This is a genomic window from Gammaproteobacteria bacterium, from assembly GCA_024235095.1.
Classification (GTDB): domain Bacteria; phylum Pseudomonadota; class Gammaproteobacteria; order Competibacterales; family Competibacteraceae; genus UBA2383.
The window spans coordinates 1,943,820-1,962,851 of sequence record JACKNC010000001.1 but is presented as its reverse complement, the minus strand read 5'-3'; the positions used below and the strand labels follow the sequence as shown (position 1 = coordinate 1,962,851).

The 19,032-nt window shown below is 55.7% G+C and carries 15 protein-coding genes; 10 read left to right on the top strand and 5 right to left on the bottom strand.

The genetic code is table 11. From position 1 onward, the window contains the following. Positions 1-62: 62 nt before the first annotated feature. Positions 63-656: a DUF882 domain-containing protein gene (locus tag H6973_08750; GenBank protein MCP5125711.1), complete on the bottom strand. Its 594-nt coding sequence runs from the start codon at positions 654-656 to the stop codon at positions 63-65. Between the two features lie 357 nt (positions 657-1,013). On the opposite strand from H6973_08750, the gene H6973_08745 reads away from it, so the two are divergent. The 3 genes from H6973_08745 to H6973_08735 all read left to right on the top strand — a co-directional run bounded on the left by H6973_08745 (position 1,014) and on the right by H6973_08735 (position 5,472). Continuing rightward, complete coding sequence (locus tag H6973_08745; GenBank protein MCP5125710.1) at positions 1,014-1,508, top strand: aminoacyl-tRNA deacylase; 495 nt, start codon at positions 1,014-1,016, stop codon at positions 1,506-1,508. Between the two features lie 3 nt (positions 1,509-1,511). Next, on the top strand, positions 1,512-3,671 hold the full coding sequence (gene rlmKL, locus H6973_08740; GenBank protein ID MCP5125709.1) for a bifunctional 23S rRNA (guanine(2069)-N(7))-methyltransferase RlmK/23S rRNA (guanine(2445)-N(2))-methyltransferase RlmL: 2,160 nt from the start codon (positions 1,512-1,514) through the stop codon (positions 3,669-3,671). Positions 3,672-3,765: 94 nt separating this feature from the next. Then, positions 3,766-5,472 (top strand): alpha/beta fold hydrolase, encoded by a 1,707-nt coding sequence (locus H6973_08735; protein MCP5125708.1) that lies wholly within the window; start codon positions 3,766-3,768, stop codon positions 5,470-5,472. A 69-nt stretch (positions 5,473-5,541) separates the two neighbouring features. Here H6973_08735 and H6973_08730 read toward each other — a convergent pair whose 3' ends face one another. Together H6973_08730 and H6973_08725 are read right to left on the bottom strand one after the other, a co-directional pair. Then, positions 5,542-6,786, bottom strand: coding sequence for a HAMP domain-containing protein (locus tag H6973_08730; protein ID MCP5125707.1), 1,245 nt, complete (start codon positions 6,784-6,786; stop codon positions 5,542-5,544). A gap of 1,218 nt (positions 6,787-8,004) precedes the next feature. Continuing rightward, positions 8,005-8,871 carry a transglutaminase family protein gene (locus H6973_08725; protein ID MCP5125706.1) on the bottom strand — a complete coding sequence of 289 codons (867 nt, stop codon included), beginning with the start codon at positions 8,869-8,871 and terminating at the stop codon, positions 8,005-8,007. Between the two features lie 198 nt (positions 8,872-9,069). Between H6973_08725 and aceE the strand changes: the two genes are divergently transcribed. From aceE to H6973_08695, 6 genes are all read left to right on the top strand, one after another. After that, positions 9,070-11,724, top strand: a complete 2,655-nt coding sequence (gene aceE, locus H6973_08720) for a pyruvate dehydrogenase (acetyl-transferring), homodimeric type (GenBank protein ID MCP5125705.1) — start codon at positions 9,070-9,072, stop codon at positions 11,722-11,724. Positions 11,725-11,737: 13 nt separating this feature from the next. After that, complete coding sequence (aceF, locus tag H6973_08715) at positions 11,738-13,351, top strand: dihydrolipoyllysine-residue acetyltransferase (GenBank protein ID MCP5125704.1); 1,614 nt, start codon at positions 11,738-11,740, stop codon at positions 13,349-13,351. 111 nt (positions 13,352-13,462) lie between these two features. Then, positions 13,463-14,236, top strand: a complete 774-nt coding sequence (gene xth / locus H6973_08710) for an exodeoxyribonuclease III (GenBank protein MCP5125703.1) — start codon at positions 13,463-13,465, stop codon at positions 14,234-14,236. Then, positions 14,220-15,512 (top strand): AmpG family muropeptide MFS transporter, encoded by a 1,293-nt coding sequence (locus tag H6973_08705; GenBank protein ID MCP5125702.1) that lies wholly within the window; start codon positions 14,220-14,222, stop codon positions 15,510-15,512. The genes xth and H6973_08705 overlap by 17 nt, the downstream gene beginning before the upstream one ends. 88 nt (positions 15,513-15,600) lie before the next feature. After that, positions 15,601-15,915, top strand: coding sequence for a PAN domain-containing protein (locus tag H6973_08700; protein MCP5125701.1), 315 nt, complete (start codon positions 15,601-15,603; stop codon positions 15,913-15,915). 117 nt (positions 15,916-16,032) lie between these two features. Then, positions 16,033-16,473 carry a Smr/MutS family protein gene (locus tag H6973_08695; GenBank protein ID MCP5125700.1) on the top strand — a complete coding sequence of 147 codons (441 nt, stop codon included), beginning with the start codon at positions 16,033-16,035 and terminating at the stop codon, positions 16,471-16,473. A gap of 16 nt (positions 16,474-16,489) precedes the next feature. Here H6973_08695 and H6973_08690 read toward each other — a convergent pair whose 3' ends face one another. Together H6973_08690 and H6973_08685 are read right to left on the bottom strand one after the other, a co-directional pair. After that, a complete protein-coding gene (locus H6973_08690; GenBank protein ID MCP5125699.1) occupies positions 16,490-16,981 on the bottom strand; it encodes a hypothetical protein in 492 nt (163 codons plus the stop codon). Between the two features lie 99 nt (positions 16,982-17,080). Further along, entirely contained in the window at positions 17,081-18,196 is a 1,116-nt protein-coding gene (locus H6973_08685) for a GGDEF domain-containing protein (protein MCP5125698.1), read from the bottom strand. A gap of 442 nt (positions 18,197-18,638) precedes the next feature. Here H6973_08685 and H6973_08680 point away from each other — a divergent pair, with 442 nt between their 5' ends. Further along, positions 18,639-18,968: a hypothetical protein gene (locus tag H6973_08680; GenBank protein ID MCP5125697.1), complete on the top strand. Its 330-nt coding sequence runs from the start codon at positions 18,639-18,641 to the stop codon at positions 18,966-18,968. Positions 18,969-19,032 lie beyond the last annotated feature (64 nt).

The window sequence follows — 19,032 nt, the reverse complement described above, 5'->3', positions numbered from 1 at the left end:
CGACTCCCCTCACCTACTTGTTGCGGGCGAGGGGAGCGGGCATCCCAGTGGCATCCATCCAATCAGCTCCAGTACCGCACCGGGCCACTGTCGATATGCACGAAGTTGGAGCGGGGATAATAGCCGACGCCGCCTGCGCCCAGTGAGCGGGCAGCCTTATAGAGATCCGACACTCTTCCATCGGGCAAACGGACATCGAGCGCCATGGCCTGCATATGATAACTATTGCGCGCAACGCCTCGGTTACGCCTGGACAACTGGTCGTTAGTGGTCCGTGATCGGTAAGCGCTGATGACGTGTAGCGGCGATCGCGATCTCAATTGCAACTGCAAGGCGTAAAGCTGATCCAGTACATTGTAATCAAACGGTTTGACCTGATCGTTATGGTGATCGCGCAGCGCCCAACTGATCTCCTTGTGGGACTGGCGAATGTAGCCTTCACGCGGGGTCCAGTACACTTGACGAAGCGTTTCGCCGGTATTGGAGTTGTAGAATGAAAGATAGCGTTCTCGCCGAATCGCGGCTTCCAACGGTCCTGATAGCAGAGCCAGGGCGCCAAAGCCGCCAGCCGCCAGTTTCAGAAAGCCGCGCCGTTCGAGTTCCGGTTGCTTTTCCGGGGCATGGTTTTGTTCTTGAAGCGCTGCGTTCGCACGCATTCTGTACCTCCCTCTGGTCATCATTCATTGGACTTTACTTCACTCTAACCAAATTAAGTTTGATATGGCAAGAATCATACACGCCAAAATTTACTTGCTATAAAACAACAAAAAAATTGTCCTGACTTTTGCATAACCCATTTTTATCATGAACACAACAATTAACCTACTAATTCGTTCACTAATATGTCAAATAATAGATAATTATATGTCATTGATTAGTAAAAAAAACAAAAAAATAACACAATTATTCATTTTTTTTATAATTTATGATAGCTATTTTTGTATTTTTAATAAAAAGTATTAAAAGTACAAAAAACAACAAACTGTCAAAAATACGATGAATTTGGAAAAATAATGTCTACAAAAAATGAAAAATTTCCGGTGACCCTGGCGACCCGCTGGCTGCAAGCCCAGGGAACGACCTTTGGCCGCCATCTTTATTCTTACCAGGATCATGGTGGAACCGCCCATAGCGCACAATGTCTTGGGATTGACGAACACTGCGTCGTCAAGACCCTAATTATGCAAGATGAGCGACGACAACCATTGATTGTGCTGATGCATGGCGACCGCCAAGTCTCCACCCGGGAGTTGGCCCGCCTGCTGGGCGTTAAGACCATTACACCCTGTGATCCCGCCATTGCCCAGAAACAGAGCGGTTATCAAGTCGGCGGCACATCGCCGTTCGGCGTTCGCAAGCCCATGCCGGTCTGCATGGAGGCGAGCATTCTCGATCTGCCGCTGATCTATCTGAACGGCGGCAAGCGGGGTTTTCTGATCAGCTTGGCGCCTACTGAGGCGCAGCGCCTGCTGCGTCCGACGCTGGTCAACGTGGCGATTGAGGACTGAATGATGAGTGAGGCAGACTTTCTTGCCACAGCACCCGCCGGCATTGAGCCGTTGTTGGTAGCGGAACTGGCCAAGTGGGGCGCAACGGGTCTTAAACCGGTGCGCAGTGGCGTCCGCTTCCGGGGGCCATTGGAAGCCGCCTATCGCGCCTGTCTCTGGTCGCGCACCGCCAGCCGGGTGTTGCTGGTATTGACCGAGCTTCCCGTCGCCAACGCCGAAGCGCTCTACGCCGGCATCCATGCGTTACCCTGGGAGGATCACCTCCAACCGCAGGGTACGCTGAGCGTGGAGTTTACCGGAACCTGTCCCGGCATTGACCATAGCCACTATGGCGCGCAGCGAATCAAGGATGCTGTGGTTGATCGCTTCCGGGAACAGTGCGGGCAACGACCCAGCGTGGATCGGCGGCAGCCGGATCTAAGAATTCACGTCCAATTGCGCAACGGTCAGGCGATGGTCAGTCTCGATTTGTCCGGCGACAGTTTGCACCGGCGTGGTTATCGGGAAGCCACGGTTACCGCGCCCCTTAAGGAAACTCTGGCAGCGGCTCTCCTGTTGAAAGCCGGCTGGCCCGACATTGCAATGGCTGGCGGTTCGCTGGTTGATCCGCTGTGTGGTTCTGGAACGCTGGCGATTGAAGCGGCTTGGATCGCCGGCGACCGTGCGCCGGGTCTGTTGCGCGAACATTGGGGTTTCAGCGGCTGGCTGGGGCATATTCCGGCGCTGTGGAACCGGTTGTTGACTGAAGCCCAGGAACGAAGCACGGTCGGTCGGTCGCGCATTCCGCTGATTCTGGCCAGTGATCATGATCCCAAAGCGGTGCGCGCAACCTTGATGAACGCCGGTCGGGCGGGCGTGGCTGAGTATCTGCGGGTCGAGCGCCGGGAATTAACTGACATCGAACCCCCATCGGGACCACTGGGTTTGTTGATCGCTAATGCGCCTTACGGTGAACGCCTGGGTGAACATGACGAATTGACGATGCTGTACGCCCAGTTGGGCGACCGGTTGAAAACGCGCTTTACTGGTTGGCAGGCGGCAGTATTGACGGGCAATCCTGAACTGGGCAAACGCATGGGACTGCGCGCCGAGAAGATTCACACGTTCCACAATGGGCCGTTGGAATGTCGATTACTGCGCTTCCAGGTAGAGCCAAACTATTTCGTCAATCGGGAAGCGGCGGATCAGCGAACCCGCACTCGCGCCTTGCAACAGGCAGTGGATAGCGGAGCGGAAGGTTTTATCAACCGACTACGCAAGAATCTGCGTCACCTGGGCCGCTGGGCAACGCGGGAAGATGTGAGTTGCTATCGGTTGTACGATGCCGATTTGCCGGAATATGCGGTAGCAGTGGACCGTTACGAGCAATGGCTACATGTCCAGGAATACGCGCCGCCGGCCTCTATTGATCCCGCCAAGGCGCGGGAACGGCTGGAACACGCGATGGCGGCGCTGCCTGCGGTACTGGAGTTGCCGCCGGAGCAGGTTTTCCTCAAAGTCCGGCAACGGCAACGCGGCGCGAGCCAGTACCAGAAGCAGAGCGAACAGGGACGCTTCCATGAGGTTCATGAAGGACCCGCACGGTTTTTGGTCAATTTCACCGATTATCTGGACACCGGCCTGTTTCTCGACCATCGCATCACCCGGCAGCGACTGGGCGAACGGGCAAGCGGACGGCGTTTTCTGAATCTGTTTGGCTATACGGGAACGGCTACGGTTTACGCCGCGCTGGGCGGCGCGCTGCGCACCACGACCGTTGACCTGTCGGCGACCTATCTGGACTGGGCGCGGCGAAACCTGGAGCTGAACGGAATTCGCGGCCCCCGACATGAACTGATCCAGGCGGATTGTCGGGAATGGCTGGCGCACGCCAGGGAACGCTACGATCTGATTTTTCTCGATCCGCCCACGTTCTCGAACTCCAAACGGATGGAAAAGAATTTCGACGTGCAACGAGACCACGCAGAGTTGTTGCATCAGGCTTTAAAGTTGCTGACCCCTGACGGACTACTCATCTTTTCTACCAACCAGCGTCGGTTCCGGTTGAACCAGGAGGCGCTGACAGACTGGCGAATCGAGGACTGGAGCCGGCAAACCTTGCCGTTGGATTTCGCCCGTGATCCGAAAATTCATCAGTGTTATGCGTTAAGGGCCAAAGGCTAAAGGCCGGAGGATAAAAGGGGTATAATGGCGTTGTTTAGCAGCTCACGTCCGCCGCCTACGACCCTGCGGCCAGCGCGGCAAAGGAGAATCAATAATGAACGCTCCGTCGCCTATTCCTACCCTATTAAACGCACTGAACTCTACTTTTGATCCTTTCGATATCGTCGGCTCCAGCCTGGCCGTCCAGCAAGCTTGGTTGCGTCAGCCCGAGCGGTTGGCGACCATTTTGCAGCAGTTGATGTTGGACGCCGGCAAAATTCACGATCGCTTCAGTCGCGCCAGCTTCGGCATCGCCAGTGAACCCGCAGTCAACGCCGTGGTTTATGACGAACGCTTCCAGGACGCGGTCTGGACTGATCAGCCCTGGTTCGCCTATCTCAAGGAAATGTACCTGCTCTATGTCCATTGGCTGGAGGACGCCATCTACACAACTGAGGGCGTCACGTCTGAACAGCGCCGGCGAGCCGCGTTCTGGAGCCGGCAATGGCTGGACGCCGTTGCGCCGACCAATTTCTTTTGGACTAATCCCGAGGCCTTGCGCCGCGCCCTGGCGACCCAGGGTTTAAGCGTACTCTGGGGGTTCCAGAACTGGCTGGAGGACGCCGCTGCTCAGGACGTGCGCATGGTGGAGCCAGACGCTTTTCAGGTCGGGCGCGATCTGGCGACGACCCCCGGCCAGGTGGTGCTGCGTAACGAATTGCTGGAACTGATCCAGTATGCCCCGGCCACCCTCCAGGTTCACGCCACGCCCATCGTGCTGGTCGCGCCATGGATCAACAAGTTCTACATCATGGATCTAAGCCCGCGCAACAGTCTGGCGCGCTATCTGGTTGAGCAGGGTTTCACTGTGTTCATCACCAGTTGGAAGAATCCCGATCCCGAGGCGCGAGCAACGACGCTGGATGATTATCTGCTCAAGGGCGTGCGTCCGGCGCTGGATGCGGCCCGCGCCATTTGCGGCGTTCCCCAGGTTCATGCGACAGGTTATTGCCTGGGCGGCACGGCGGTCGCCATGCTGCTGGCCTGGCTCAACGCCGATCCCGCCGACCGCGCGGCGAATCCAGTCGCACACTGGACGACCTTCACCACGCTGGTGGATTTCAGCGATCCCGGTGAAATCGGCGTGTTTCTGAACGAGGCCAGTTTCGAGTTCCTGCGCCAGCGCATGGCGAAAACCGGCTATCTAGACGGCGCTGATATGGCTCGGGCCTTCCGTATGCTGCGCCCCAACAGCCTGATCTGGCATTACGTCATGCACAGTTATCTGTATGGAGAGGAGCTGCCGCCCAGCGATGTGTTGTTCTGGAATTGCGACACGACCCGGATGCCGGCGGCGATGCATGAGTTCTACCTGCGCGAGCTGTATTTAAATAACAAATTACAGGAGCCTGGCCATCTGGAGATTGGCGGTCGCCGGCTCGACCTGGGCGCTATTACTGCGCCGCTTTACGCGGTCGGGGCAGAGCAGGATCACATCGCGCCCTGGAAACAGACCTTCCGGCTGTGCGGGTTGACGGGCGGATCAGCGCGTTACGTACTGGCTACGTCCGGCCATATTCTCGGCATCATCAATCCGCCGGTGACTCCGCCCAAGCGGCGTTACTGGGTGGGCGACGCGACGAGTTGCAAAGATTCCGAAGCTTGGCGAGAAACTATTGAGAAGGGTCCGGGTTCCTGGTGGGAAGACTGGACGCACTGGCTGGCTGAGCGTTGTGGTCCCGTAGGGCCGCCACCCTCGCTGGGCAATGTGGATTATCCCGCACTGGAAGCAGCGCCAGGCCGCTATGTGATTGAAAAGTAATGATAGACAGAAGTCATCAGTGAAATTGCAACCGTTCCCCTGCGGACAGAGGAACGGTTTTTGCTGCTTCTAAAACGTCTCCCATTCTTCACTATCGCCGCTCACCGCAACAGGTTGCCAGCTGCTGGCGGCAATGGGCTTCGCGCCGGTCTGCGGGCGAGGCTGTGGATAAGAGGGTTGGCTTGAATACGTTGATGATCGCTGCGCCTGGACAGGGGCTGCCTCGGAGGATGCAACAGCCTCGCTTTCCAAACGGAAGAAGCCCATCAGGGCGTCAAGCTGTTTGGCTTGCTCACCCATCGCCTGGCTGGCGGCGGCGGTCTCTTCCACCAATGCCGCGTTCTGTTGAGTCACTTGGTCTATTTGCAAGATGGCTTTATTGACCTGCTCAATATCCGTGGCTTGCTCGCGGGCCGCCGCTGCTATCTCAGCCACGATGTCGCTGACTTCTTTGACTGCCGTGACAATTTCTTGAAGGCTTTGTCCAGATTGTTGCGCGAGTCTGGCGCTATCCTGGGCCTTGATCCCACTATCGGTAATCAATGCGCCGATCTCTTTGGCGGCTGTGGCGCTACGCTGCGCCAGCTTGCGCACCTCGCCAGCCACGACGGCGAAGCCACGACCTTGTTCTCCAGCCCGCGCGGCTTCCACCGCCGCGTTTAAGGCAAGGAGATTCGTCTGGAAAGCAATTTCGTCGATGACGCTGATAATGTCAGCCATCTTGCGGCTGCTGGCGTCCATTGCGCCCATAGCTGTCATGGCCTGATGGGCCACCTGTCCGCCCTGCTCAGCTTGGGTCCGCGCTGCGTCAGCCAACTGGTTGGCTTGCGTGGCGTTGTCGGCGCTTTGCTTCACGGTCGAGGTCAGCTCTTCTATGCTGGACGCCGTTTGTTCCAGAGCGGAGGCTTGTTCCTCGGTGCGTTGCGACAAATCACCGCTGCCTTGAGCAATCTCCGCCGCTGCGGTGCTGACCGTATGCGTCGCTATTCGCACTTCGCCAACGATTTTCCGCAAGCTGTCCTGCATCGCCTGCATCGCTTGCAGCAACTGACCAATCTCATCGTGGAAGGGATTCTCAAGCCTGTAGGCCAAATCACCATTAGCAATCTGATTAGCTACCTTCACTGCCTCTCTTAGCGGTTGCTTGATCGCACGAATGGAGGCGACGGTCACTATCAGAGCAATTAGCGTAACCAGAAAGGCCAGCATAAGGCCCCATTGAGCTTGGGTTCCCAGTTGATGCGCCCGCTCAATCAGATCGCTAGAAAGCCGGTCTTCTACTTTTTTCAGCAAATTAATTTTTCCGGTCTGCATTTCAAACCAGTAACGGGCATCTACATCCTTAATTTCTTCATTAGCCTTTTCAAAAGCGATCTTGCGTAATCTTGCTGTTTCATCAATAAATTGTCCCTGCATTGTATCCTGGTAGAAAGTCCTTTGATCATGCATGGCGAGTGACATGAAAAACTTCATATACGCATCTTGAGCCGCCACGATTTCGCTGAAGTAGTTGAACATACCTGGTGCGAAAGCATGACTGGCAAAAGTATTGCTCAAAACAGCGCGCTCAATGCCAGACTTTTCCTTGCTTTGTAAAAATCCGAGATAAGCCGTTGCCTGAATCGCAATTTCACCATGCTCAGTTTCCTTCACAATGTAAGCAATTAAATCTAAAAATAAGGCATTCACTCGGGAGTAATAACCGATGGCGTCCTTAACGCCTATGTTCAGAGCACTGATCTCTTGCCTTTTACTTTCAATCTGTTGAAGTTGCTGCATCGCACTGTTTAGCGCCGCATTGAACGCTTCGCCAAAAGACTGACTGTCGAAATTTTCAAGGAAATGTTTTAAATCGGTAATTCGCTGATCGGACTCAGTGCGCTGCCCTGAAATTTTATCTTGAAATTGTGTCCCTCGACTTCCTAACAAACCGGCTGACATACCCCGCTCTTTTTGCAACTCATGAATCAATGCGCTTGCCTTGACAGTTAAATTCGCCAAATCCTCTACAGCAGACATCTCATTAACTGCATTAAGTTTGTTTATTACGACAGTCGTCGAGAAGTACAACATGAACAAAAGTGGAATAAGCAGCATGATCGACAATCGGTATTTTTTCATCGGCTTTATCTCTTCAAAATGGGGTAATTGAACATTGTCGAGGGATTTACGCTTGGGTAGGGTAAAATACCGAAATTTCTATCTTATGCAAGAAAATTGGTTCTTCGAGGATTCTTGTGGAACTCACACTGTAGGTCGAGCAAAAGCGTAGCGTTGCCCGACAGGAGCGCGCATGTCGGGCACGTCCTGTACCCGACCTACCGATTGCAGCATCAATTTCACAAGAACCATTGAAGAACCTAAATGGCTCTTCGAGAGTTTCTGTGGAATGTGGATCTTTAGGCCAAGATCAGTACGCCAAGCCGTGGCTGCCTCTTGCAAGATCAAAGGGTTGGATCCGCGAACTGCTCCCGAATTGGTCGACTCCACAAGAATCCTTGAAGAGCCGAAAATTTGTTGTAATAATATTTATTAAGAACACATAAGCGGTGTAACCTGCACTTTAACGCTCAGAGTTGGCAGCGGTCCTTTTGGCCCAACGAAACTGCCGGCGACAGGCGGCGCCATTTCCGGATGGCGGGCTACCGCGACGGGAATATGCCGATTGCCGGTCAATTCGCCGGCAGTGGGATCAAATCCCTTCCAACCAGGACCGGGCAAATACACCTCCGCCCAAGCATGGGTTGATGCGCCGCCCGCTCCCAGTCCGGGAACGTGGGAATAGCCGCTCACGAATCGACTGGCCAGGCCAAGGAAACGGCAGGCTTCAATAAATAACGTGGCGTAGTCGCGGCAGGAGCCGCTGCGGCTGCTCAAGGTTTGCTCCGGCGATTGCACCCCCGGTTCTTCGCGAATCATATAGTTGAATTCATTTGTAATAATCCGATTCAACTGATCCAGCAGCACATAGGTCTCGACTTTTCCCGACAGCAAATTGAGTTGCCTGAACCAATCACGCAACACCGACTGCTGATCGGCGTACACCATTTGTTGAAAAGGCGCTAGATCGACCCGTTCCTCCCTACGGTACTCGAAGGGATAATCGACGGCGTAATCCTCGACAATGAAGTCCAGAGGCGCTTCCTCGTAATGCTGGATCACGACTTCGCTATCAATGGCCAACCGTTGCGCGTTCTCCAGGAAACGGACCACTGCGACGGAATTATCGAAAACATCCCGGTGCCATTTAACTCGATGCGCCGGCGAAATTTCCAGTTTCGAGGATTCAATGCGGACATCATGCCCCTCGCGCGGGCGGATCAATAGTCGATGCGGTTGAAGCGTAACCGGACTGGAGAATTCATAGACCGTCAGATGATGGATTTTTAGACGTTGCATACGATGACGCCTCACGGATTCTGTAGCCGAATAGCAGATTAACATGTTCCAGCACCTGATGCGCGATGCTGCATTTTCCAATTCCCGACCTATTCTTTAGGAAATACCCGCACCCGCCGGATCAAGTGGCCTATCTCTTTGCCTGGTAGCGGAGCGGCGCTCCATCAATCCATTACACGCGCAGGACCGTCCATGACGATCAAAAACTACAGCGATCCCGATCCGCAGGAAACCCAGGAATGGCTCGACGCCCTCGACGCCGTCCTCGACGCTGAAGGGCTGCAACGCGCTCATCAACTGCTAGGCGAACTGCAAAGTAAGGCCCGCGCCGCCGGCGTCCACATGCCCTACAGCGCCAATACCCCGTACTTCAACACCATCCCGGTCGATCAGGAGCAATACACCCCCGGCGATCCTGGCATGGAATGGCGCATTCGCTCGCTGATCCGCTGGAATGCCCTGGCCATGGTCATCAAGGCCAATCGCATTACTTCCGAACTGGGTGGACATATCGCTAGCTTCGCCTCCAGCGCCACCCTGTATGATGTCGGCTTCAATCATTTCTGGCATGCGCCCAACGATGCGCATGGCGGCGATCTGGTGTTCATTCAGGGCCATTCCGCGCCCGGCATCTACGCCCGCGCTTATCTGGAAGGGCGGCTAAATGAACAACAGTTGGACAACTTCCGGCAGGAAGTCGACGGCAATGGCCTGAGTTCCTACCCGCACCCCTGGCTGATGCCGGACTTCTGGCAGTTCCCGACTGTGTCGATGGGTCTCGGCCCGATCCAGGCCATCTACCAGGCGCGGTTCATGAAGTACCTGCACAATCGGGGCATCGTCAACACCGAAGGTCGCAAAGTCTGGTGCTTCTGCGGCGACGGCGAGATGGACGAACCGGAATCACTCGGCGCCATCGCCTTGGCTGCCCGCGAAAATCTGGACAATCTGATCTTCGTCATCAATTGCAACCTGCAACGGCTTGACGGCCCCGTGCGCGGTAATGGCAAGATCATCCAGGAACTGGAAGGCGATTTCCGGGGTACAGGCTGGAACGTCATCAAGGTGCTATGGGGTTCCTATTGGGATCCGCTGTTCGCCGCCGACAAGAAAGGTATGCTGCTGAAATTAATGGAAGAGTGTGTCGATGGCGAGTATCAGAATTTCAAGGCCAAGGGCGGCGCTTACACCCGCGAGCGCTTCTTCGGCAAGTACGAAGAACTCAAGCAGATGGTCAGCCATCTCTCCGACGAGGATATCTGGCGGCTGAACCGGGGCGGCCATGACCCGCACAAGATTTACGCCGCTTACGCCGCCGCGACCCAGCACACTGGCCAGCCAACCGTCATTCTGGCCAAAACGGTTAAGGGCTACGGCATGGGCGTGGCTGGCGAAGGCAAGAATATCACCCATTCGCAGAAAAAGATGGGCGAGCAGGCGTTGCGCGACTTCCGCGACCGCTTCCACATCCCAATCTCCGACGAGCAGCTCAACGCTGCACCGTTTTACAAACCGGCAGCGGACAGCCCGGAAATCAAATACCTCCAGGAGCGCCGCGCCGCCTTGGGCGGTTATCTGCCGCAACGTCGCCGCACGGCGGAATCGTTGACGGTCCCGCCGCTGGCCAGCTTCGATGCGCTGCTACAGGACACGGGCGAGCGCGATATGTCCACGACCATGGCTTTCGTGCGTATGCTGACGCAACTGGCGCGCGACAAGACGATTGGCCGCTGTGTCGTACCCATCGTCGCTGACGAAGCGCGCACCTTCGGCATGGAAGGCATGTTCCGCCAGATCGGCATCTATTCGCCCCGAGGGCAACTTTACGAGCCGCAGGACGCCGACCAGCTCATGTTCTACAAGGAAGACAAGAAAGGACAGATTCTGCAGGAAGGCATCAACGAAGCCGGCGCCATGTCCTCGTGGATTGCTGCGGGCACGGCCTACAGCAATCACGGCGTTAACATGATGCCGTTCTACATCTACTACTCCATGTTCGGCTTCCAACGCATCGGCGACTTGGCGTGGGCGGCGGGCGATTTGCAGGCGCGCGGCTTCCTGATTGGCGGCACCTCTGGGCGCACCACCCTGGCCGGCGAGGGTTTGCAACATCAGGATGGGCATAGTCAGATCTTCGCCCAGTTCATCCCCAACTGCGTGTCCTACGATCCGACGTTCAACTATGAACTGGCGGTGATCATCCAGGACGGCCTACGGCGAATGCTCCAGGAACAGGAAAACGTCTTCTACTACATTACGACCCTGAACGAGAATTACCACCATCCCGCCATGCCGGAAGGCGCGGCGGACGGCATTCTCAAGGGCATGTACCTGTTCCGCCAAGGCGAAGGCGACGGTCCTCGGGTGCAATTGATGGGATGCGGGTCCATCCTGCGTGAAGTGATCGCCGCCGCCGACCGCTTGCGCGAGGATTGGGGGGTAGTCGCAGATATCTGGGCGACGCCCGGCATCAATGGCCTGACCCGCGAGGGTCAGGACGCGGCGCGCTGGAACTTGCTGCATCCCACCGAATCACCGCGCCAGAGCTATGTCGAAACCTGTTTGACTGATCATCCGGGACCCGTGGTCGCGGCGACCGACTACATGAAGCTGTACGCCGAGCAATTGCGGCCTTTCATCCCCCGCCATTATCTGGTGCTAGGCACGGACGGTTATGGCCGCAGCGATACTCGCGCCAAGTTGCGCCAACATTTCGAGGTCGATCAGTACTACGTTACGGTGACCGCACTGAAGGCGCTGGCCGACGAGGGCCAGGTTCCAGCCGCCAAGGTCGCCGAGGCTATCGCCAAGTACGCTATTAACCCCGAAAAGCCGAACCCGGTCACGGTATAAGGGAGAGTTGCCTGTGAGCATCATCAAAGAAATTCATGTGCCGGATATCGGCGACTTCAAGGGCGTAGACGTTATTGACGTGCTGGTCGCCGCCGGTGACAGCGTGGATGTGGAAGCGCCGCTGCTCATGCTGGAAAGCGATAAAGCCAGCATGGAAGTACCCTCGCCGCTGGCGGGAAAGGTGCGCGAAGTCAGAATCAAGGTGGGCGACAAGGTCTCGGAAGGCGATCTAATCCTCTATCTGGATGTGGGGGAAAGCGTGTCTGCAGCGGAGCATCCCCCGACTGGCGGCGAGACGCAACCGACGGCAACCGGTTCCAGCGAACCCCGTGAAGTACGGGTGCCGGACATCGGTGATTTTAAAAATGTGCCGATCATCGAAGTGCTGATCACGCCCGGAGATCATGTCGAAATCGATACGCCGCTGATTACCCTGGAAAGCGATAAGGCTAGCATGGAGGTGCCTTCGCCCTACGCCGGCATGGTACAAAGCATCGAGGTCAAGATCGGCGATCAGGTTTCCCAAGGCGACTTAATTCTCATCATGAGCACCAGCGCGACGGATGCCGCCGCCAAGCCGCAATTGCCGGATACGCTCAGCGCCATCACCCTCGGTCCGCGCGCGCCCAAACCGGAAGGCGCGCCCAAGCCGCCGCCGGTCGCCAAGCCTTCCCCACCCGTGGGTGAAGCCGCTGCCGCGCCCAGCTTCGCCAAGGTTCACGCCAGTCCCTCCATCCGACGGTTTGCCCGGGAACTCGGCGTCGATCTGAACCGATTACCCAAAGGTTCCGGTACCAAGGGACGCATTCTCAAGGAGGACGTGCAAGCCTTTGTCAAGGGCGTCATGACCGGCGCGGCTCCCGTCGCTGCCTCCACGGGCGGCGCGGTTGGCGGGTTGGAGCTGCTGCCTTGGCCGACCGTGGATTTCGCCAAGTTCGGCCCGGTGGAAAGTAAACCGCTGCCGCGCATTAAAAAGATCTCTGGAGCCAATTTAGCGCGCAATTGGGTGATGATCCCGGCGGTGACCTATCACGAGGACGCTGACATTACTGATCTGGAAGCTTTCCGTTTACAGATTAATAAGGAGAATGAGAAAGGTGGCGGCAAGCTGACCATGCTGGCTTTTATCATCAAGGCTTGCGTCCGGGCTATGCAGCAGTTCCCGGAATTTAACACTTCTCTGGATGGCGACAACCTGGTTTACAAGCAGTATTTTCATATCGCTTTTGCCGCCGACACGCCCAACGGACTGGTGGTGCCGGTGATCAAGGATGCGGATAAAAAAGGCGTCTTCGACATCGCCCGGGAAACGGGCGAACTGGCCAAAAAAGCCCGCGATGGCAAACTCGGGCCAGCGGACATGCAGGGCGCCTGCTTTACCATCTCCTCGGTGGGCGGCATCGGCGGTACGTCGTTCTCGCCGATTATCAATGCCCCGGAAGTGGCGATTCTGGGCGTGAGCAAGTCGATGATGAAGCCGGTCTGGGATGGTAAGCAATTTGTCCCGCGCTTGACTCTGCCCTTGTCGCTGACCGCCGATCATCGGGTGATCGATGGCGCGCTAGCCACTCGCTTCAACGTTTATCTTGCGCAATTGCTGGCGGATTTCAGGCGGGTGATGTTGTAGGCGTCCCTGACTGCGCCCCTTCTCCCCGTAGGAGAGGGGGATTTTCTATATTTTCAGTGACATTACAGCCACATCAGTCTTGTATCTCATCGCCAGCCGTCTACTCCTGTCATGCGTGTCATTACCTTCAATGCCAATGGCATCCGCTCCGCCGCCCGTAAAGGTTTCTTCACTTGGTTAGCCGAACAGAACGCCGACATCGTCTGTGTTCAGGAAACCAAAGCGCAGATTCACCAGCTACCGTCCGATCCTTTTTGTCCGCGTGGTTATCATTGCCATTATCAAGATGCCGTGCGCAAAGGCTACAGCGGAGTGGCGTTGTACACGCGCCGCGAACCGGATGAAGTACGCACCGGCCTGGGCTGGCCGGAATGTGACACGGAGGGTCGCTGGTTGGAGGCGCAATTTGGGAATCTCAGTGTAGTATCACTGTATTTGCCATCGGGTACGTCCGGTTCGGAACGACAAACGGTGAAATTCGACTTTCTGGAGCGCTTGGTCGAACCATTGCAGGCGATGCGCGCCAGTGGCCGGGAGTTTATCCTGTGCGGTGACTGGAATATTGCCCATAAGGAGATCGACCTGAAAAACTGGCGAGCGAATCGCGACCATTCCGGTTTTTTGCCCGAAGAGCGAGCTTGGTTGGATGAATTGTTCGGACCGTTCGGCTGGGTGGACGCCTTCCGGGTGGTCAATCCACACCCTGATCAATACACCTGGTGGTCGAATCGCGGCCAAGCCTGGGCCAAGAACATCGGTTGGCGGATTGACTACCAGGTAATCACCCCTGATTTAGCAGATCGGGTCCGCGCTGCGGCTATCTACCGGGAAGAACGCTTTTCCGATCACGCGCCGTTGATGATGGATTATGACTATAGCTACTGACCGCTCCCGCCGTGACATCCTGCGCATCTTCTTCAGCGGCCGGATGCTGGTCGCCCTGTTGATGGGCTTTTCCTCGGGCCTGCCGTTGCTGTTGACCGGTTCAGTCTTGCAAGCCTGGATGGCCGAAGCCGGCGTCGATCTGGGTATGATCGGCCTGTTCGCCCTGGTTGGCCTGCCCTATACGCTCAAATTTGTCTGGGCGCCTATCCTGGATCGCTATACGCTATCCACGTTTCTGGGTCGCCGGCGCGGTTGGTTGCTGCTCATTCAACTCCTGCTAACCCTGGCCATTGCCAGTCTCGGTCTGGCGAATCCCAGCGTCAGTCCATTCGGCGTCGCAATCGCCGCCTTGCTCGTCACCTTTTTCTCGGCCTCGCAGGACATCGTTATTGACGCTTACCGTCGCGAGTCCCTGGCCGACGACGAACAGGGCCTGGGCGCTTCGTTCTATGTCAACGGTTACCGCGTAGGAATGCTACTGGCTTCCGGCGGCGGACTGATTCTGGCCGATTTCATCCCCTTTGTCTGGGTTTATTTCCTGATGGCCGTCGCCATGCTGGCGGGTATCGTCACGACCTTATTCGCCCGCGAGCCAGATGTAGCGGTTGGGACGCCGAAAACTTTGTACGAAGCCGTCGTGCAACCGTTCCTGGAATATTTCTCCCGCCGGAACGCCGTGTGGATTCTGCTGTTCATTCTGCTCTACAAGATCGGCGATACCATGGCGACTTATATCACTACGCCGTTTTACCTGGATCTCGGGTTCAGCAAGACCGAAATCGGTGCAGTGGTCAAATTGTTCGGCTTCTGGGCGACGGTGATCGGCGGCTTGATCGGTGGGATGCTCATCCTGCGCTGGGGGATCTACCGGTCGCTGTGGCGTTTTGGCCTGTTGCAAATGATCACCATTCTTGGCTTTGTGGTTCTGGCTCAGGTGGGCCACAGCGTTCCGGCGCTGGCGCTGGTCATCACTGGTGAAAACCTGGCGGGCGGCATGGGCACCAGCGCCTACATTGCGTTCATGGCCAGTCTGACCAACAAAAAATTCACCGCGACTCAATACGCCCTGCTCTCCAGCCTGATGGGCATTCCCCGGGTGATTCTGTCCGCGCCTACTGGTTATCTGGCCGAGTTGTTCGGCTGGGAAGGGTTTTTCTGGTTCTGTACCCTGACTGCGCTTCCCGGTCTCTGGTTGTTGACCCGGTTTCGCGCGTGGATGGAGCCGGACCAGGATAAGCAGGCTGGAGAACCTGCGGTTGAAATCGTCAAAAACTGAAACCAGGGCGATTCAGGCCGTATTCACTGCGACCGCGTTAATTTTCATCCTATCTTTTAATCGATGAATCCACGACGAGGTGCTCACCATGAAGAAAAGCCTGATGCTAGCCACTGCGGGACTGGTTATGGCGTTCGGAGTGCAAATGCAGGCGCAAGCCATGCAATGGAACACGATTCGTCCCGGGGCTACCTATCGCTCGTTTAATTTGCGCGTAGCCGCGCCCGATATATGTCAGCGCGCTTGTTTGAATGATCGTCACTGCCGGTCCTGGACGTATGTCAAACCCTATACGCTGTACGGCGCACGACCGCGTTGCCTTTTGAAAAACGCGGTCCCGCGCGCGCGCCGCGACCGGTGTTGCGTGTCCGGAGTCAAGTCATGGCGCTATCGCCGCTACTGATCCACTGTGGCCCGAACCGACCCGCCATTGACCGTCGATCCCAGAGATCGGGAACTGTTCCGGCAGACGGTCGGGACGGTCAAGCCAGTGCGTTGCGACCGGATTGACCCTGTTCCGATGCATCCCGCGCCGATTCCCCACTTCAGCGAAGCGGACGAACAACAGGTCCTGGCTGACATGATCTCCGATTATTTCGAACCTGCGGATCTGGAGACCGGCGAGGAATTGTATTACCGCCGCGAGGGGGTGCAACAAGCCGTATTACGTAAGTTGCGGCGCGGGCATTTTCAGGTTGGAGCGGCGCTGGACTTGCATGGCATGAGCGTCGCGGCGGCCAAGCAGGCGCTCACGATTTTCTTGCATGACGTCCGCCGCGAGGACATTTCCTGCGTGCGGATTATTCATGGCAAAGGCAAGGGTTCCCGTCACCGGGGGCCGATCCTCAAGCAAAAGGTCAATCACTGGTTGCGCCAGCGCGATGACATACTGGCGTTTTGCTCGGCGCGTGCGGTAGATGGAGGAACGGGCGCAGTTTACGTGTTGCTGCGGCGTACTTAGGCCAGAGAACGCGATTTCAACCGCCCCGGCGAGGGCCGAGTGTGTCCTGGAGAAATGGCAGCCATTCGTTAAAGAGGCGCAGAACTTCCGGATCTTGTCGCAGTCCGTCGATAACATGCGCGCCGAAAGCGCTGCCGCCCACGCCATAATAACCAACTGCGCCGCCGCCAATGGCGATGCCTCCCAGTGCGCCGCCACCGACCGCAATGCCGCCAATGGCCAGTCCGCCAATCGCCAGCAACCCGGTAGCAAGGCCACCTATCCCGAATAATAAGCCCAATGCCAATCCGCCGATCGCGATCCCGCCCCGGGCAATGCCGCCGATCGCTAACACTCCTGTAGCGAAATCGCCGATGGCGATAATGCCCCGGGCATGGCCGCGCAATTCGCCCTTCTCCAGGTCGGGTCCCATAGCGATATCGTAAAAAGGCAGACCCCAAAACATTGTTACCGAACGCTTGCGAATGCCACGAATGCCACGATAACCATAACCGCGTTGTTTTAGCATGGCCATTTCCTTTTCGAGGGCAGCAATGCGTTGCTTGAGCTGGGCATTGTCATCTTTCACGCGGATTTCTCCAGCTTAAAAATTCGACGCAAAACGCCTTCAGATATTAAACCCCTTGATCAACCGATTCCTTCCACTCTGTTTAGCACGATACAGCGCGCTATCCGCCCGGTGCAGCCAGCTTGATGCATCCTTATCCGCTACGCTAAGTTCCGCGATGCCAACAGAGACCGTAAAGCGCAATTCCCGACCCAGGTAGTCGAGATGCAAATTGCGCGCGGCATGCAGAAGTCTTTCGCCAAGCATCCCAGCAGCATCCATCGCGGTTTCCTGCAAAATAATCGTGAACTCCTCGCCGCCATAGCGCGCGACAAAATCACTGCGCCGCGGAAAAGTTTGAGTGCAACAATCGGCGAATTGCCTGAGAACCAGATCGCCAGCGGGATGACCGAATTGATCATTGATCCGCTTGAAATGATCGATGTCTACCATGATCAGGCACACCGGCTGGCTGGAAAGTCTGCCCAAATCAAAAGTACGTAGCAATTGCTGGTCAAAAGCCTTGCGATTGTAAAGCTGGGTGAGTCCATCCAACTCCATCTCCCGGCGCGCTTCGCTCAACTCGGCTCGCATGGCTTTGAGCTTGTTCGTCAACTCCTCCAGCAAACTTTGATGGGTATGCTGACGGGATTCGGCAATACAGCCAATAGCGTTGATCACCTGAATTGCTTCGCGTTTGATATCATCGAGCGATGCGTTGCTCTCGATCACGCTTTTCAGATAATTGAGCTGGTCAACGATTTCCGTTTGCTCTTCCTCATCCTGATTCAGCACCTTGCCCAAGGTGTTGATCAAATCCCCTAGTACTTGGCGGATATCCTTGAGGCTACCCGTAACATAGGCGCTTTCCCGCTTGCGCAACTGCGTCGCAAACTCACGTAATCCCAACCAGTTACGATCTGCCTGTCGGCCAGCATCCACCGCATCGGGGTCAGCGCCAGGGCATGGCGCGGCCACCAGAACGTGGCGCGCCCACTTTTGACAGAGTTCCTTGATAGTTTGGGCGCTCAGTTGATCGAGATCAAAAGCGTACTTGCCCCAAATGCGCAATAACTCCCCCGTCGCATCCAGCGCCGGATCAGCCATGATAGGCAGGGTCGGACTATCAACTGGAGCAACAGGCGATTTCTGGTCGGTTTTTTTATCCCAAAACATAAGCGCCCCACATCAGGAAGTTGGAAATGTAAAGCAAGTATCGCTTAAATTGGCTCCCGGCAAAACTAAGCAGAATATCCCCTGGCGACTCTCCATGAAGGATAGTTCCTGACACCGGGCGCTTCCAATCGGTCCATATTGACCCGATGTAAAAAATTCAGCTGCTTGAGTGACAAGGCATGTCAGGATTTTTTACACTCAGGGCAATCAAGCACTCAGGTTGTTTCGAGAATTTTTTTAAAAAAATATCATTTTTTCATAATCTTAACAAACTAAAATCCAGAAAGACATTGATTTAAACATCAGAATTTTTTTACACAAGGTGTTTTGGCGCAAGTTATTTGGTCCTGTAAATTTTCCTGTGATAGACAAACCATAGGGTATACTGATATCTAACTTTTTGCTTTTTCAAGAACTCTTTTGGAGCCGGCCTATTAGGGCATTGATTGATTTTGAAAAAGGGCGAAATCCATGGAAGGCTGCCGATCGGGCGGCGGCTGAGGATGCGTCCAGAAATTCTGTAAAAAACCACGCCTCCTCTTTGATCTGGAGAAGCGCCATGCCGACCGTTGAATTGATTCTTCGTGATGATGAAGGTCGTATTATTGATCATCGATCCACACGAACATATTCTTTGGATTGGAGAAATCAAAGCTTGCATTGTATTGAAGGTGCAGTTGAAGAATTTAAGAAAAATGCACTACCGGATCTTCAGGCTGATTTGTTAGAAGCGGCTCAAAACATCTTTATTCAGGATAAAAAAAAGACTTGATTTGCAATGGGACAACACCCATCAAGATTAAGACGCTTCATGGACCTTTTGAATTTAGACTTCA